Below are 16,625 nucleotides of genomic sequence, written 5' to 3' on the forward strand. Positions count from 1 at the left end.
AAAATGAGGAATGAGGAATGAGGAATTAGGGGAGGAACGTTTTAGGTTTTTGGTTCTACGTTCGTTTATCATTTGTGGGTCTTGAGGATTAGCCAACCTTTCATTGAAAAAATCTTGGTAGGTGGTTTGGAGTTCAATGTTCAATACACCGACAGTCGTAGTACGTGATTAAGGGTTTTAGGATCTTGTCTCTTGTCTCTTGTCTCTAGATTCTTGATACTTGATACCTGATACTAGATACTAGATACTCTCTTAATCTTTATTCCAAAAATAAACCACCGACGCCTGCGCCATCACACTCGTCAGGTTCTTTCCCTTCGGGAAGTCAGGGGTACTCGCCGGATCCAACTGCCACTGATAGTTTCGGGCATGGATCAGCTGCAACTTGGAACTTAGCAATAGATTATTAAACTGCTTGTCATAGAGAAAGCCGAGAGAGAGGTCTACCCAGGGTTTATTTATCGACTGTTGACCAAAGGTTCTATAGAAAAATCCCTGTCTGTTTTCCAATCGCTCTAGAATCAGCCCTTTCTTCTCAAAATCATTTACCATAGCAACTTCAAGAGTTTGAATATTCATTCCAGGCCCCATTCCCACCCCCATCGGTTGGCCAAAATTAGTAAATCCCCTCGCCTGATGGTGCATATGCCAGCTACTTAAGCCTTTCAAACCCGGATATCGGATATATCGATTGACAGACTCTTGCTGGTGAGTTATTTCTGATCGAATCTGAATTTTTTGTTCTGTTCCTGGCAATTCAAATAATTTAACCAATCCAAAAATATAAGCCCTTGCGTGTTCTGGATTTAGTGTAAACTCCCTCCAATTAAAGGCATGATCTCGTCTACCGAATTCAAAATAGACTTCAAGCTGGGAAGGCAAATTCTTAAAGGACCCAAATATTGTAAACTGTTGATCTTGCCCATTTCCATCAAAATCAACTGTATCACCACCTTCGAAAAATCGCTTTTTTTGAAAGCCTTGAAAAACCGGAAATAAGTCTACAAATCTTCCTGTTAGGGTATTGCTGTATTGCTGAACTGTACGACTAAATCCGAGAGAAATTCCTTTTACCCACTTGGGATGCCAAGTGAAACTAAAGGCATTCAAATACCTCCAATCACTGGAAATAGGCTCAAAAAACACTTCATCCAATTCAAGAATTCCAGTTCCACCAAGATTGCTAGATGCAAGCTTCCCGATAAGAAGCTGCATCTCAATACCTCCGATAAATGTCTTTGCCGGCTTAGTAGTATTGATAGTCAAGTGGGGAAAGCCAGCTGCATTATTTGAAAAGGTCAAAGAATTCCACTGTCCAGGCCCCCACCAAATATTTTTGGTAGAGATCCCCGTTTCAAATGCGCCATATTGAGCTACCAATTTGGTTTGGCCCCACCAAAGCTTTGAATAAATTCCATCCCCAAAGGATTGAGGGAAATCTCCATAGTTTAGGTCAAAATAAAAATCATCAATTCGAGAATCAGACCAATTTCGCAAAAACTCAGGTTCAGTACCTTTACTTCCAAAAACCAATTCCGGATTAAACTCTAGTCTTAAAAATTTCCAGGATACATTGATCCCCCCTGACCAATATGATTGGTATCCCTTTACTGGTAAAACACCCCGATCATCCCAACCATAATTTGATCTGCTACTGATTCTTTGAAAAGAAACTAAAGGACTGATTGAATATATGACTCCCCATTCGGTCTCCTCTTCTGAAACCTCCTGAATAATAGAGTATCTAAAATCTTGAATTGAGGAAGTGTCTGAAAAGCTAAGGCTATACCTCCTACTTAACTCCCGCTCAATGGAAATAGTATTTTGAAAAACCTGAGATTTTAAAGAACCTGAAAACAGGAATAAAAAGAAAAAGAAAAATAAAATTCGTTGAATCATTGACCCATTTTAGCGCGTATGACTTCAAAAATGAATTGGGGTGTAGAAATCAGGTTTCTTCGCCACAATCTTCTAGGCTCTTTGATAAATCTTGGTAACCATTCCAAACCCATATCAATCCAAAATTGACTGGGCCTTTTGACTGTACCGGCATAAAAATCAAAGACTGCCCCTATGGAACAAACCACCTTTGCCTTTAATTGAGTTTTATGCTGATAGACCCACTTTTCCTGCTTGGGTGCTGTCATTCCAACAAACAATACATCAGGTTGAAACTGATTGATTCGTAAAATCATTTCCTGATTTTCTTCCTCAGAGAAATTAGTTTTGTATGGTGGACTATAGGTCCTCACCTTCAGCATTGGAAACTCTTCCTCTAATCGGTCCCGGATCAATGAAAGTGTATTTTCGGATGCACCCAAATAAAAGACTTTTCCTACTCCCTTAGCCTTAAGCAAATTCAGGAAGTGCAAATGAAGATCAAATCCTGATATTCTCCTAATCCTTTGATTTTTTAAGAATTGACTCGCCCAAACTACCCCTACTCCATCAGGAATCAAATAATCAGAAGCACTCAATGCTTCTGAAAATACGGGATCCTCTTGTGCTACGCAATAGGAATGGGGGTTTAGCGTATTGGCTACAGAAAGCTGATCAGGAAGATCTTGTGGAAGATGAAGTGTTAAATTATACTGAAAAAGCTTCATCTACTAGTAAATTAAATAATGCTTGACAAAATTCTCACAAAACGATTTTCAAACTTTTCCAAGGTGTAATCTCTTTGAAACTTTTCCTTTCCAGCTTTTCCAAAGGTTTCTCTTTGTAAAGGATTTTCACACAATACACGAATTGCATCTGCAAGTTTTGCAGGTGATTTAAAAGGAACTAGAAGTCCGTTTACACCATCCTCAACTATTTCCGGAATAGCTCCCTCGTAAGTGGAAATAACTGGTAATCCAGCTTGCATTGCTTCCAAAAGAACTAAAGGAAAACAATCTTCATGTGTGGGGTGAATAAATACATCAGCTTCTTGGAAAGCCAATTTCTTTTCTTCTCCTTGAACCTTACCCTTGTATTTAATATTTTCCTTCAATTCATATTTCGAAATTAATTCCTCTAATTTGGCCGAGCTTATATCCCCCTCTCCTCCAGCTATAGTCAAGTGGAAGCTGACTGAACTGTTCTTTAATAAATTGGAAGCTTCCAAAAGATCCAAAACCCCCTTGCTTTTGAACAGATTAGATAAAAAAAGTAATCGAGTAGGCCTCTCCAATGAAGTGGAATCTTGCCGATTCGAAAAACCCAGATCGGGAATCCCATTTGCGCAATAATAAACACGTGATCGAGGAACAAAGTCTTCGATATCTGAATAAAGTAAGGGAGAGAGCAAGATTACTTGGGCTTTTTTGAATACGAATGGATATAAGAATTTTCCAGTTTTGGTTTGATCGTATTTCTTAACACCTTTATTATGAAAGTGAAAGACATGAGGCAACCTAAAAATCCTACAGATCAAAACTACCGCAGTATCTTTGATTAAGCCAAGCCCATGGGAAGTCAGAGTAATGTAAACTAAATCTGGTCGATGAAAAATGGCCTGGTAAGTTACGTTAAGCAACAACCCCAAGTACTTGGCCCACTTCCGGATGCCAGATTTACCAATATCCTCTACCGAGGAAGAAGTACTAAGGTTGATATAGTAACAATCGATTAATTGATTAATTATTTGACTAGATTTTATATACTTCCCAACCACTGATGCACCATGGAAAGGCGGTGGAAAATGCAATATAAAAAGGATTTTTTTCAACTTTAAGAAAAGAAAATTATTATGATTTATTTGAATAAATATCAATAACTTTTTTAAATACTTTAACCATTTGATCAGTATTACTTCTTTGAAGAATTAGTTCTTGAGATTTTAAGCCCATCTTAATATATTCTTCATCCGATAAATTATAGGCTTGTGTCAATTTTTCTACTAATGAATCAATATTGTTTTTTAAAAACCTAAAACCAGTGACTTCATCAATTACTAAATCATCCTCAGTTCCATCAGCTTCAGATACTATACAAGGGGATTTCCATAACATAGCTTGATTCAAAGCTAGCCCTCCTACTCCAGGCAATACAAAAAAATCTGCAGCGTTAAAATAAGAATCTACACCTTTTTCAATCCTACCAAAAAAAATAATGTCTTCAATTTTATTATTTAAAACAAATTTTTCTAACTCATTTTTAATTGGACCATCACCAATAACCCAGAGGATAGAGTCCTTGTTCACTAAGTTAAAATTATTGAAAGCTTCTAATAAAAATCTAACGTTTTTATCTTCGAAGATACCTCCTACATATAAGAATACTTTTTTTGATGTATTTTTAAGTTCTAAACTCTCAATTACAACTTTTTCGAAATTCAATTTAAAGGTATCCAAATCAATTCCATTATACGCAACATAAATCGGTTTGGTAATTCCAATATTTCTTAAATTAAATTTTGCTTTAGTACTATAGGTTATAATATAATTAGCCCTAGAAAAAAATATTTTTTCAGCAAAGGATTTAATACGGTTAACAAAAAAAGAATGTCCTTCAGGATACCAACCACAAGCCCAAATTACAATTCTTAAATTAAAAATATTTTTAAGTAAAAGGAAAACCCAAGAGGTGATATTACTTGTAGCACCTTCTATAATAAGAACATCAATTTTTTCCCTTTTAATTTTAAAAATCAAATCCAAGCTAAACTTAAGACTAAAGGTACTTATTGTAATTTGAATATTTTTATAATTTTTAAATAAAGATTCTGAACCGTCAATTGTAATAGCAGGTCTACCATCATTTTTATTCTTATTTTGAAAATAACAAATAAGACTATTATTCAATACTTCATTAAACTGTTTATAAAAATTAATTCTATAATGAGTTAAAAACGGAGATATAAGAGCAATTTTTTTATTCATATTTTTTTTTGAATCATTCATCAAAATGTGATAAGGCAATAAAATAAAAAATGTAAGAAAAAGAATAAATCAATGTATTATCAGCAAATAAAAGAAAATTATAAAATAATATAATAATTTTTTGTTTTATACAACCATTTCGGTAAAGAAAAAAAGAAAATAATATCAGTATAATTAAACCGTGTTCAATTAATATTTTAAAAATATCATTATGTAGTAAATATATGCCGCCAAAATTACCCTTTAGTAAATTTACTGTATACCCCTCCCCCAAACCCCAAATCCAGTTAAAGTTTTCAAATATCTGGGATTTAATTAAGGTAAAGTTATACAATGAAGTACGGCCTGAAGTAAAATGACCAGGTTGTAAACCGGTATTTTGAATTATATATTCATTAAAAAACCCATTTGCGAGAAAAATAGTAAAAATCAAATAAACCAAATTAAGGTAGATTAAAAAGTACTTGTTTGACAAAATTTTTCTAAAAAAAAATGGAAATAAACAGATTAAAGAAACAATAATTGTAGAATAAATAATAAGTCTCTTAGGAAACACGATCATAAAAAGAATAGAGACTACATAATAACTATATTTCTTTTCTAAGAGAAAAATTAAAGATAAGAATCCAAAAATATAACTTAGGCTAGCAGGCATATCAGGAGGATCAATAAAATATCTAAATGAAATTACCGAAAATAAATCCGGAGAAAAAATTAAAAAAATCAAAGCCATAAAAACACTTAAATAAAATGCATTGTATACAGGAAATTGAAGATGTTTTTTATCCAAAAACAAAACAATACCGGTTAGATAAAATATAACATTAAAAAAAGCTTGTATTGAAAATTGATTAAACCTAAATAAAGAAGAAAAAACTAAAATAATAAACGGAAAAACAAAAAAATTTAACCTTTTAGAAATTCTGAAATTAATTATATAAAAAATAAAAAATAAAAACGATAAGTATTTTAAATACTTAAAATAAGTAAAACTTAATTCTATAAAAGGAATATTAGAAGTAAATACATATACAATATAAAAGTATAGAATAAAATTAAAATATTTTTGCTTATTAAATTTCACTAAACAAAATTAATTATTTGTAACGATCTTTTCTATGGTTTCCGAAATACTTTCACAATACATATTTAAATTTACCACATTTTCTTTTAATGAAAAAATATACTTCTTTAAGGAAACCAAATCATCTAAGGACGAAATGGTTTTATATTGAAAATTGGAATAGGCTTTAAAATTAATATTTTTATTATTAAAATGGTAAAGCTGGATAAATGGAATATCTATTTGTAAATAAGGGATAACCAGAGTAGAATAATGTGATAAAACAACTTTTGGAATAACATGACCATCAATCATATGAAAGTTAGGGTATTTTAAACACAAATCATTTAAATAATTACTTTTGTCACCGGGATGTTTTTTTAAATAAACAATAAAATCTAATTTGGATAAAACTAACCAAAGCTCAGACAAAATATCATCACATAATTTATCATATACTATAGTAGCTGAAGAAGAAAACAACTGTTCCTTTGAAAAAATTTGACCAATATAAAGTATTGAACATTGATCACCTTTAGAATTAATAATTTTCTTTAAATCATAATGATCAATTATAATTTTTGATTTTACATTATTAAAATAATTTTTAATTTTATTACAGTCATAATCAGATAAACTCAAAAGAAAGTCAAGGGAAGGCTTGAAATTATTCTTAGTGTTACCACTATTATAATTAAATACTCCATGCTGCCAAAATAAAGTTTTAATTGATAATAGGTTACAAAGCTTACATAAAATAAAATTCTTTTTTGATAACTGAACAAAAATGATAAAATCGGGTCTAAACAGGATTAACCAAATATAAATAAACCATTTACCTAAAAAGCCTTCATAAGCTTTAAAAAAAGGTTTTATTCCTTTTTTGATCCACCATTCCTCTTGTTCATAATAGAAAGAGAATCTATATTTCTTTTCGTCAACGAATAATATTTTTTTCAAATTTCAAAATATTTCTAACCACAATACTTCCCATTACAATTATTTGAAAACCAACACTAAAAGCCCAGTAATAGGCAGCATGTACATATGTATAATTTTTCAAGAAAAAGCAATTTAATATAAAATTAGCTAAAGCGCCAACTAGAACAGCAAACAACATAAGTTTTGTATTCTTTGACACAAGCATGTAGGTTGATAGAAAACTCGAAATATTAATAAGTAAAAAACTTATTAAAAACCAAAATAACAGAGTATAAAATTCAGGTCTTATTTCAAGCCCAATATAATATTCATAAATAGTAGTACTAAAAAAATAAAACGCAATAAAATAAGATAAACTAAAAACGACACAAAGAAAAAAAGTTTTCAAATAAAAACGCAAAAATTTTTTAAAATTTTCATCATATAATCTTCCATAGTCCTTAAAAAAAACAAAAGTAAATGGAAAAACAATAAGATTCATATACCCTGCATATTGAGCAATAGCTGAATAATAGCCAGTTTGTTCAGCACCAAAATATCCAGTAATAAAAAAACGGTCGCTCGATGATGTTATCCAACCAATTAATGCACTTGGAATCAAGTATAGAGAATATCCAAAAAACTCCTTAGTCTTATCAGTAAAATTTAAATCAATATGAAATCTGCTTCCAATACCATTTGCCTCTTTGTTCAGAAAAAAAAAGTATAACATCTGAGCCAATGCCATTGTAAAAACATAAATGAAATCAAATTTTTGGTGCACCTGCAGAATAAAAATAAGTATTACAGCTTCAAATACAGCAAATAAGCCGCGATATTTTATTAAGTTCCCGATTTTTGAATCGGATCGTAAAACTCCTTGTAATGTGTTATTAAGAGAAAAAAAAATGATATAAGTTAATGTAGCTAAGATGAGTAATAGTGATTCAAATTTCCCAAATAAAAGTATTCTAATTGACTTATTACTAATAATAGCTAAATATGCTACTAAAAAAACAGGTATAAATAGTTTTTGTACCTTAAAAACTTCTAATCTATCGTTTATATTTTTCAATTGGTGAGAGTATCTTTGAATTCCCATTCCAATTCCTAAATCAATTATTGGAAATGATAGAGAAGCAAGTAAAATTATCTGCACATATATTCCATATGAGTCAACTCCATAGGTTCTTATAAAAAAAGGAATAACAATAAAAGGCCGTATAAAATCAAACACCTTAAAAAGTATGCCTTTAAAAAGAGATTTAAACATTTTAAAATAGAGAATATTGTGGGGTTATCTAATGTTTCCTACTAAAAATCTTCTATTGTAATAAAAAAGTTACTGATTTAAAATCCATTATATTATCAACATCCACTGAACTCTTTTCACTCATTACGTACTTCTTTACTCTCCCAAAATCTGAAATTTTTTTCACTTCTAATGATTGAATATTAATAAAATAAATAGCTCCATTTAACTCCCATACTTTGGGGCAGTCCTGTCTTCTTAAAAAATCACCTTTTTTAGATTTCTTTAAAAACCCATCTCTCTGCTCTTCAAAAAGATTAAAATAAGGATTAGCCTTACTTTCCTTGACTGAAACAACCATATCCAATTCCTCATCCCATAATTGCATAGCTTCCGAAATATGTTGTGAGGTCCTAAGTGGGCTAGTTGGCTGCAACAAGCAAATTTTAGAATAACTCCTGCTTAAATTATTTTGGTAAAAATCAATCGCATGTAAAAGTACTTCTCTTGTACCGGCTGTATCGGTTGCTAATCCTGCAGGTCGCAAAAAATGAACTTTTAATCCATAATCTTCGACAACCTTCTTAATCTCCAAATCATCAGTACTTACACAAATATTTTCATCCGATGTTAGCCCTCTTGCTGCATCTAATGTATAACAAATCATTGGCTTACCATTAATAGGTAAAATATTCTTCCTTGGTAATCCTTTTGATCCACCCCTGGCTGGAATAATAAACAAGGTATCTGTAATCAAAACTTTATCTGATTAAAATCAATTTGAGCTTTCTTATAATCCTCATGCTTCCCAATGTCCAACCAATACCCCATCAAAGGATAGGCTGCTACTTTTTTTCCCTGAGCAATTAATAATTCCATCAAGTCTGTTGCATTAAAATGATCTTGTTTGGGAAGAAAGTCAACTACTTCTCTTTTCATCAAATAAATTCCAGCATTGGAATAATGAGTGTATGTAGGTTTCTCCTTTAAGCCAATTACCTTTTTATCCTCTGTTTCCATTACTGCATAAGGAATATTGACTTGATAAGGAATACAAGCAACTGCCAAATCAGCTTCTTCCTTCTGGAAATACAAGAAAAAATCTTCAAAATCGATATTGGTTAAAAGATCGGAATTCATCATCAAAATATGATCATGAACAAAATCATTTACCAAGCCAAGGGCGCCAGCAGTCCCCAAAGGCTGATCCTCCCAAACATATTTTACTCGAATACCCTTTTTTGCCCCATCACCAAAATAATCAACTAATTGATCTCCTAAATATCTAACTGATAACCAAATATCATCAACTCCAAATGACGCTAACCGATCAATATTATGCTCCAAAATGGGTTTATCTCCAATTTTTAAAAGAGGCTTAGGAATAATATCCGTAAGCGGTTTTAATCGTTCTCCTCTCCCACCAGCCATAATCAAAGCATCTACTGGCAAATAGGATTTTTGATGCTTAAAGTTGACCACATTGATGATCTCCATTTGAGAATTCACAACCGGAAAAACGGAAAAATGCTTTTTCCTTAATTCGATAATCTCATTCAAATCATACTTTCCTTGTTGGATAAATTTTGGGCTTGGTTGAATAAATTCAGAAAGATGGTTTTCAAAGCCAAGACCTTTAATAAATCCTCTTCTCAAATCACCATCTGTCAAAGATCCCAATAATTTATTTTCTTCATCTACTAGAAATAAAATCGCATCGGATGCTAGGGTATCTAACTGTTTTAATGCTTCCCTGACAGGGGTATTTATATCCGTTATATGCCTACGAAAAGTTTGCATAATTCTCCTTAAGGACTTTTAAAATAGTTTGCGATGGATTGGGCTGATAATAAAGGTTTTTGCCCTCAAATTGTTTGTTCGAATAAATCAATGCGCTTTTCACAATTTCTTCAGAATCAAAAGGTAAATGGATTACATTTTCTCCAGCCAATCTACCTTTCTGCCTATCTCCTAAATTCAAAACATATTTCTGAAAAGAAGCTGCTTCAACAATTCCGCTCGACGTGTTCCCAATCATCAATTTGGAATACTTCATACAAGTAAAATAAGATTGGGTTCCAAAATTCTCAATTACCCTGACATTATTGTGCATTTTTGAAAGCTCTTCGAAAGCGACTCTATAAATCAAACCTGCAGTATCCGCATTAGGCATAGTAATAACAATCTGATAGTTGGCTGACAACTGCTCTAGGGCCAAACAAATCTCATTGCAATACTGCTCATTTAATTTAAAAGCAACCGTTTCAGGGTGTACCGTTACTAAGATGGTGTCCAGGTAAATATCAATTCTCCATTTCTCTTGAAACTCATCGATGGAAAGTAAAGGCAGGGTCTCTAAATTCTCCAAACTGAGTGAACCCACATTAAAAATTTTGGTATACTCATCATCTAACAATTGGTATAACCTATCTTTGAAAGCTTCAGTGGAAACAAAATGAAGGTCACTGGATAAGGAGATACTATGTCGATAAATATTGTCAATTGCCCCCAAAGTTGTTTCTCCGCCATAAAGATGGGCAATTTTCACTTGATAGGGGATTGATGCTGCAACTGCTGCCGCCATTTCAAACCTATCTCCCAATGCAAAAACAACATCAAACTCTCTGTAGTTTTCTTCCCAAAATTCAGAAAATTTTAGGGCAGTTAGTGCATAACTAGAAGCAACAGCATTAGGAGTATCACCCAATAACAAAGACTCTATCTTTCGAAATGCTTTAAATCCATCTAATTCAATTTGAGCGAGGGTGTACCCATGTAGTTTAGAAAGATGAGTTCCAAATACAATTAACTTTAGATCGAAATCCTGATCCTTCTCCATTGCCTGAATCAATGGCAAATAAATACCATAGTCAGCACGGGAACTTGTTAAAACCCCGATCCTAATCATCTTAAATGTTCAATTGAGAGTTTTCTCCCCTCAGATAGATCAATCAGAAGTTCCCTACCAAGAACATTGTCGATCTGCATTGGCGAAATTCCATCTCCAGGTCGAAGTGCGATAAGATCATCTTTACTCAGGATCTTTCCTTTCTTTACATCACGTTTTAAATGAAGGCTTTTTCTGGCAATTGAAATATTCTTTTCCTCACTTGGGCTAGGCTCTTTAATTCCTGAACCTGAAATAGCCTGTTCAATATTTCTTATTGCTTTGACCATTGCTTTAAGTTCGGAAGGTTCAAGGGAAGCCGCGTGATCTGGACCAGGAAGATTCCTATCCAAAGTAAAATGTTTTTCTATAACACAGGCCCCCAAGGCAACCGCTGCAATAGGTACCTCTATCCCCAAGGTATGGTCTGAATAACCGACTTTCACTCCAAGCTCCTTTGCCATTTGATTCATAGCCAATAGATTGACATCTTCCATTGGAGTGGGGTACTCTGTATTGCAGTGCAAAACTGTAATTCGCTCATTCCCTATTCCTTCTTTATTAAAAACCTCCAAAGCCTCATGCACTTCTTTCAGTGTAGCCATACCTGTGGACAAAATAATATCCTTACCTTTTCTTGCAATATGCTGTAAATAGGGCTTATTAGTAATTTCACCTGAAGGGATTTTATAGAAAGGAATATTCAGGTTATTCAAAAAATCAATACTATCTGAGTCAAAGCCTGTTGATAGAAATTGTATCCCTTTTTCCATGCATCGCTGTATCAAGATTGGATACCAATCCTCCCCCATTTCCAATTGCTTGAGCATTGAGAATTGAGTAACCTCCTCTCCTAGCATATTTTTCTTTTGATACTCGGCTTTTTGGGCAGTTGGGTTGACAATTTTTTCAGCCTTAAAGGTCTGAAATTTAACAAAATCTGCACCTGCTTCAGCAGCAGTATCTATCAATTCCAAGGCTTTATTGATGTCACCATTATGATTAACACCTGCTTCAGCAATTATAATAACATGTCTGTTTTTCATAACTTTCTAAGCTTATTGCCGACCCAAACCCCCTTTTCCAAAATATCAGAGGTAACTACACTACCAGCACCAATTACAGACCCTGATACTATTTTCGCGTTCTGTTTCACCACCGAATTTGCCCCTATCATGCTTTCCTCCTCTATTGAAACATTCCCACACAAAACTGCCCCTGGAGCAATGTGAGAATAATCAGAGACTTTACAATCATGCTCGATGATACAAGAAGTGTTTAAAATAACTCCTTTTCCAATTTCACTTTGAGAATTAACCATTACATTCTTTCCAATGTAAGTGGAATTATTCAATTTCGCGGATCTAGAAATATTTGCACTTGGATCTTTTGCTATAAATTGATTTAAGCCGAGATCCTCAAAAACCGAAATCAATTTTTTTCTTATGAGATTTTCTCCCACTGAAGGAAAAACTAAGTCTTTACCCACAATACCTTTAAGATCAACCCCTCCTTCATACCCTAAATATTCTAGTTCGTATGGATTTTTTATTGCTTTTTTTAGGTCAAAATATCCATTAATGTGGTATCCGGCATCTAGAAGAGATTCTATAATAACATAAGCATGACCTGAGTAGCCAAAAAGGAAAACTGATTTAGACTCTGACACTACTTGGGATATTTACTATTCTTTCCTCTAAATATTCAGCATTTTTTTGACCGTCTCTGAAGCAGTCTTGATACATGGGTAAGCGATACATCAACTGCCAAATGGGACGAGTCATAGTATTAGCCTCATTTGTAACTTTTAAAAAAGCATCACGCTCTTCTAAATTTTCCAATTCCAGACACATCAGCCAGTAATTAGCTTTTGTATTTTCAAGTTCTTGCCTAAAAGTTAGGCCTTGAGTTTTAAAAAACTCCGCATAACCATCTGCCAACTTTCTCTTATTGATCAAAAAGCGATCTAATTGTTCTAATTGTGCACAAATCAGTGCTGCATTTATATTAGGCATTCTGAAATTATAGCCTAATTGATCATGATAAAATTCGTAGGCGTGAGGTACTTTAGCGGTTGTTGTTAAATGTTTACCAACTATTCCTAAATCCACATCATTTGTAACAATCATCCCTCCTCCTCCAGAGGTCACAATCTTATTTCCATTAAAGGAAAAAACACCAAGTTTCCCTAAACCACCTGTATGTTTTCCTTTATAATAACTTCCTAAGGATTCTGCTGCATCCTCAACCAATGGGATATTCCAAGCATTACAAACTTCTAATAGTTCATCAATATGAACAGGAAATCCAAAGGTATGCATAGGCAAACAGGCTGCAATTCTTTTTCCAGTTCTTTTATTGTAGGTACCCGATTCCCTTTTCTCACCATATTCTTCCAAAAATTCAGAAACTGCTTTTGGGGATAAGCCCATTGTTTCATAATCCACATCCAAAAAAATAGGTTCTGCTCCATTGTATTTTATTGCATTTGCGGTGGCCACAAAAGTCAGAGCTTGTGTAATTACCTCATCTCCTGTTTTCACTCCTGCCAATTGAAGGGCTATTTGCAGCCCTGATGTACCATTGACCACGGCAACCGCCTTTTTTGTTTGGCTGATTTCAGCCATTATTTTTTCAGCTAAATCCACATAGGCTCCAACAGAAGAAACAAAAGTTGAATCCAAAGTGTCCATCACATATTTTCGCTCATTCCCAATAAAAACTGGAGCATGTAAAGGAATAAAGTCTTTGGATTTGAATTTATCCTGAATAAACTTAATCGTTTCCTGAAATGCCATTATTACATTTTGGAGTCTAAATATTTCCCTGTTTCCTTGTGGGTAAAAGCAGGTAATAGCTCATTAAAAATATTTACCAAATCAGTTTTTGACCATTTCTTTCTTTCCAAAAGACTAGTGATCTGGCAAAGAAACCAATCAAGTTTTTCATCATTATATGGAAGACTACTTTTTACTATACCCAAATTCTCAAATCTTTCTAAGTCCAGAGTTTCTCCTTCCATAAAAAACTCCTCAAAATCTTTCTCTCCGGTTGTATCACTTTTTGAAAAGAAGCACGGCCATTTCCCTTGGCTAGGTAAAGTTTTTACAAGTTCACGTGCTTCTTCTTCACTTTTACATTCATAAGCCTCATATCCCAATTCCTTAAGATATTTAACAGCTATCTCTGCAAAGGTTATAAGGTGTAATTCCTCACTTAATTTCGGAAAAAATACATCCCTATTATCACCAAGCAGGCAAGACATTAAACACAACTCTCCTGATTCCTGAGGAGTGACAAAATATCTTTTGATATCATTAGGAGCCACTAAAGGCTGTATTTTTTGAATCCGTTGATTGAACCCATGAAGTAAAGATCCATCAGAAAAAGCAACATTTGCAAAGCGAGCAGTAGATATGGGAAGTTCTAAACTTTCTCGCATCAAAAAAAGCTCCATAATGCGTTTGGAAGCCCCCATCATGTTTACGGGGTTAGCAGCCTTATCTGTAGAAACGCAAAAGTATTTTTTCACTCCCTTTCCTTTAGCTTGTTGAATGGTTTTTAGAGTATTTAGGACATTAACCTCAACCATTCGCATTAAAGTGAAAGGATCTTTTTCACTTCGAACATGTTTCAAGGCAGATAGGTTAAGCACATAATCATAATCCCCATCAGATTCCCAAAAAGCATCATAGATTGAAGATCCTATGTCGAGAGCATATGTTTTAAAATCACCATCGATATAACCTAGTGAACTCCTAATGTCACGAACTAATTCGACTAGGTTATTTTCACTGATATCTACTGCATGAAGCTTAAGCGGATTTCTTTTGAAAATCTCTTTAGTAACAGCTTGACCAATAGAACCTGCTGCACCAATCACTAAAAACTTTGAGTTTGATACTAATTGGCAAAGAGTATTTTCATTTGATGAAATATCCTTGCTGAAAAGTAAATTGCTCCTCCCGATAAGATTCAGAATATTCATAAAGATAAATTCTATTAGTTCAAAAGGCTTAAATCCCCCCTCATCATATCCTCCACTAACCCTTGGAGATCGTATTCCGGTTCCCAGCCTAGTTGAGTTTTGGCTTTGGTAGGGTCACCGATTAGGAGGTCGACCTCCGTTGGCCTAAAATATCTAGGGTCAACCCGGACGACTACGTCGCCGACGTTAGGTGTTAAGTCGTTAAGCGTTAAGCGTTCAGCGTTAAGCGTTAACGGTTCAGCGTTAATCGATGTCTCGTTTAACGTTTTAACATTTAACGCGTTAACGTTTAACCCTTCGACTTCGCTCAGGGTGACACCTGTTGCTGCTTCGTACCGCTGTTCATCGATCGAATCGAGGATTCCGATTTCGTCGACTCCCGTTCCTTCCCATCGGATATGGAAGCCGACATGGGCGAAGGCCATTTGGACGAAGTCACGGACTTTGGTGGTTTGGCCTGTGGCAATGACATAGTCTTCAGGTTTTTCTTGTTGTAAGATTAGCCACATCGCCTTCACATAATCCTTGGCATGTCCCCAGTCTCGCTGTGCATCCAGATTACCTAGATACAAGCAGTCCTGCTTGCCTAAGGCAATGGCAGCTGCTGCCATGGTAATCTTACGGGTTACGAAGGTCTCCCCTCTTCTTGGTGATTCATGATTAAAGAGAATCCCATTACAGGCAAACATATTGTAGGCTTCTCGGTAATTCTTAGTGATCCAAAATCCGTAGATCTTGGCTACTCCATAGGGAGAGCGGGGATAAAAGGGAGAATTCTCATCATAGAACCCCTTTTCATTTTTATTCTCAGGCATGCCTCCATAGAGTTCGGAGGTAGAAGCCTGGTATATTCTAGTCTTATTTTCCAGTTTGAGAATGCGTACAGCTTCCAAAAGTCGAAGTGCACCTATACCATCCACATTGGCTACATATTCCGGAGAATCGAAGGAAACCTTGACATGGGACATAGCCCCGAGGTTGTAGATTTCATCGGGTTGGACTTCCTGAATAATGCGGATGATATTGGTGGAATCCGTTAGGTCTCCGTAGTGAAGGTGGAAGTTGACATGTCCTTCATGCGGGTCCTGATACAGATGGTCGATGCGCTGGGTATTGAAGGAGGAAGCTCTTCGTTTGATACCATGGACGATGTATCCTTTTTCTAAAAGTAGTTCGGCTAGGTAAGAGCCATCTTGGCCGGTGATGCCGGTAATTAATGCTATTTTCATGTTTTTTTGGAACACAGAGTCTCGCGGAGTTAATCACGGAGTCTCACTGAGTATTTTTTTAATTTCACAGACCTGCATGCCGCAGGCATGGTTACAATGAGTTAGGCACAGAGTAACACGGAGTTTTTTATTGGAACACGGAGTTTCTCGGAGTTAATCACGGAGTCCCGCGGAGTATTTTTTAGTATCAAGGAATTCCGCTGAGTCTTTTCTTGGAGCACTGACTGTCCCGAACTCGGGAGAGTCTCGCGGAGTTTGGCACAGCTTGTCCCGAAGTATTTCGGGAGAGGCTCACGGAGTTTTTATTTTTTATTGGAACACGGAGTTTCTCGGAGTTAATCACGGAATCCCGCGGAGTCTTTTTTAGTATCAAGGAATTCCGCGGAGTCTTTTCTTGGAGCACTGACTGTCCCGAACTCGGGA

15 protein-coding genes are annotated in these 16,625 nt (G+C 34.7%); all 15 read right to left on the reverse strand.

Annotated elements, in window-relative coordinates; all coding sequences use genetic code 11:
- Positions 1-252 precede the first annotated feature (252 nt).
- Positions 253-1,899 (reverse strand): capsule assembly Wzi family protein, encoded by a 1,647-nt coding sequence (locus G457_RS21160; RefSeq protein ID WP_051260744.1) that lies wholly within the window; start codon positions 1,897-1,899, stop codon positions 253-255.
- Positions 1,896-2,606 (reverse strand): WecB/TagA/CpsF family glycosyltransferase, encoded by a 711-nt coding sequence (locus tag G457_RS0107200; RefSeq protein ID WP_026945869.1) that lies wholly within the window; start codon positions 2,604-2,606, stop codon positions 1,896-1,898. Before G457_RS0107200 ends, G457_RS21160 begins: the two co-directional genes overlap by 4 nt.
- 11 nt (positions 2,607-2,617) lie before the next feature.
- On the reverse strand, positions 2,618-3,655 hold the full coding sequence (locus G457_RS0107205) for a glycosyltransferase family 4 protein (RefSeq protein ID WP_248602835.1): 1,038 nt from the start codon (positions 3,653-3,655) through the stop codon (positions 2,618-2,620).
- A gap of 73 nt (positions 3,656-3,728) precedes the next feature.
- Entirely contained in the window at positions 3,729-4,862 is a 1,134-nt protein-coding gene (locus G457_RS0107210; RefSeq protein ID WP_162142689.1) for a glycosyltransferase family 4 protein, read from the reverse strand.
- A 13-nt stretch (positions 4,863-4,875) separates the two neighbouring features.
- The gene (locus G457_RS0107215; RefSeq protein ID WP_155847100.1) at positions 4,876-5,946 is read right to left on the reverse strand and encodes a hypothetical protein; all 1,071 of its coding nucleotides are present in this window, start codon (positions 5,944-5,946) and stop codon (positions 4,876-4,878) included.
- A gap of 9 nt (positions 5,947-5,955) precedes the next feature.
- Positions 5,956-6,885 (reverse strand): hypothetical protein, encoded by a 930-nt coding sequence (locus tag G457_RS0107220; RefSeq protein ID WP_026945873.1) that lies wholly within the window; start codon positions 6,883-6,885, stop codon positions 5,956-5,958.
- On the reverse strand, positions 6,863-8,119 hold the full coding sequence (locus G457_RS0107225) for a lipopolysaccharide biosynthesis protein (RefSeq protein WP_026945874.1): 1,257 nt from the start codon (positions 8,117-8,119) through the stop codon (positions 6,863-6,865). Before G457_RS0107225 ends, G457_RS0107220 begins: the two co-directional genes overlap by 23 nt.
- A 52-nt stretch (positions 8,120-8,171) precedes the next feature.
- The gene (locus tag G457_RS0107230; RefSeq protein ID WP_248602828.1) at positions 8,172-8,855 is read right to left on the reverse strand and encodes an acylneuraminate cytidylyltransferase family protein; all 684 of its coding nucleotides are present in this window, start codon (positions 8,853-8,855) and stop codon (positions 8,172-8,174) included.
- Positions 8,852-9,898 (reverse strand): nucleotidyltransferase family protein, encoded by a 1,047-nt coding sequence (locus tag G457_RS0107235; protein WP_026945876.1) that lies wholly within the window; start codon positions 9,896-9,898, stop codon positions 8,852-8,854. The genes G457_RS0107230 and G457_RS0107235 overlap by 4 nt, the downstream gene beginning before the upstream one ends.
- Positions 9,882-11,006 (reverse strand): UDP-N-acetylglucosamine 2-epimerase, encoded by a 1,125-nt coding sequence (neuC, locus tag G457_RS0107240; protein ID WP_026945877.1) that lies wholly within the window; start codon positions 11,004-11,006, stop codon positions 9,882-9,884. Before neuC ends, G457_RS0107235 begins: the two co-directional genes overlap by 17 nt.
- Complete coding sequence (gene neuB, locus G457_RS0107245; protein ID WP_026945878.1) at positions 11,003-12,031, reverse strand: N-acetylneuraminate synthase; 1,029 nt, start codon at positions 12,029-12,031, stop codon at positions 11,003-11,005. Before neuB ends, neuC begins: the two co-directional genes overlap by 4 nt.
- The gene (locus G457_RS0107250; RefSeq protein WP_026945879.1) at positions 12,028-12,654 is read right to left on the reverse strand and encodes an acetyltransferase; all 627 of its coding nucleotides are present in this window, start codon (positions 12,652-12,654) and stop codon (positions 12,028-12,030) included. The genes neuB and G457_RS0107250 overlap by 4 nt, the downstream gene beginning before the upstream one ends.
- Entirely contained in the window at positions 12,641-13,783 is a 1,143-nt protein-coding gene (locus tag G457_RS0107255; protein ID WP_026945880.1) for a LegC family aminotransferase, read from the reverse strand. Before G457_RS0107255 ends, G457_RS0107250 begins: the two co-directional genes overlap by 14 nt.
- A 2-nt stretch (positions 13,784-13,785) precedes the next feature.
- On the reverse strand, positions 13,786-14,973 hold the full coding sequence (locus G457_RS0107260) for a UDP-N-acetylglucosamine 4,6-dehydratase (protein ID WP_026945881.1): 1,188 nt from the start codon (positions 14,971-14,973) through the stop codon (positions 13,786-13,788).
- Positions 14,974-14,987: 14 nt separating this feature from the next.
- On the reverse strand, positions 14,988-16,202 hold the full coding sequence (gene gmd / locus G457_RS0107265) for a GDP-mannose 4,6-dehydratase (RefSeq protein ID WP_026945882.1): 1,215 nt from the start codon (positions 16,200-16,202) through the stop codon (positions 14,988-14,990).
- Positions 16,203-16,625 lie beyond the last annotated feature (423 nt).

This window comes from Algoriphagus marincola DSM 16067, from assembly GCF_000429405.1.
GTDB lineage: Bacteria > Bacteroidota > Bacteroidia > Cytophagales > Cyclobacteriaceae > Algoriphagus > Algoriphagus marincola.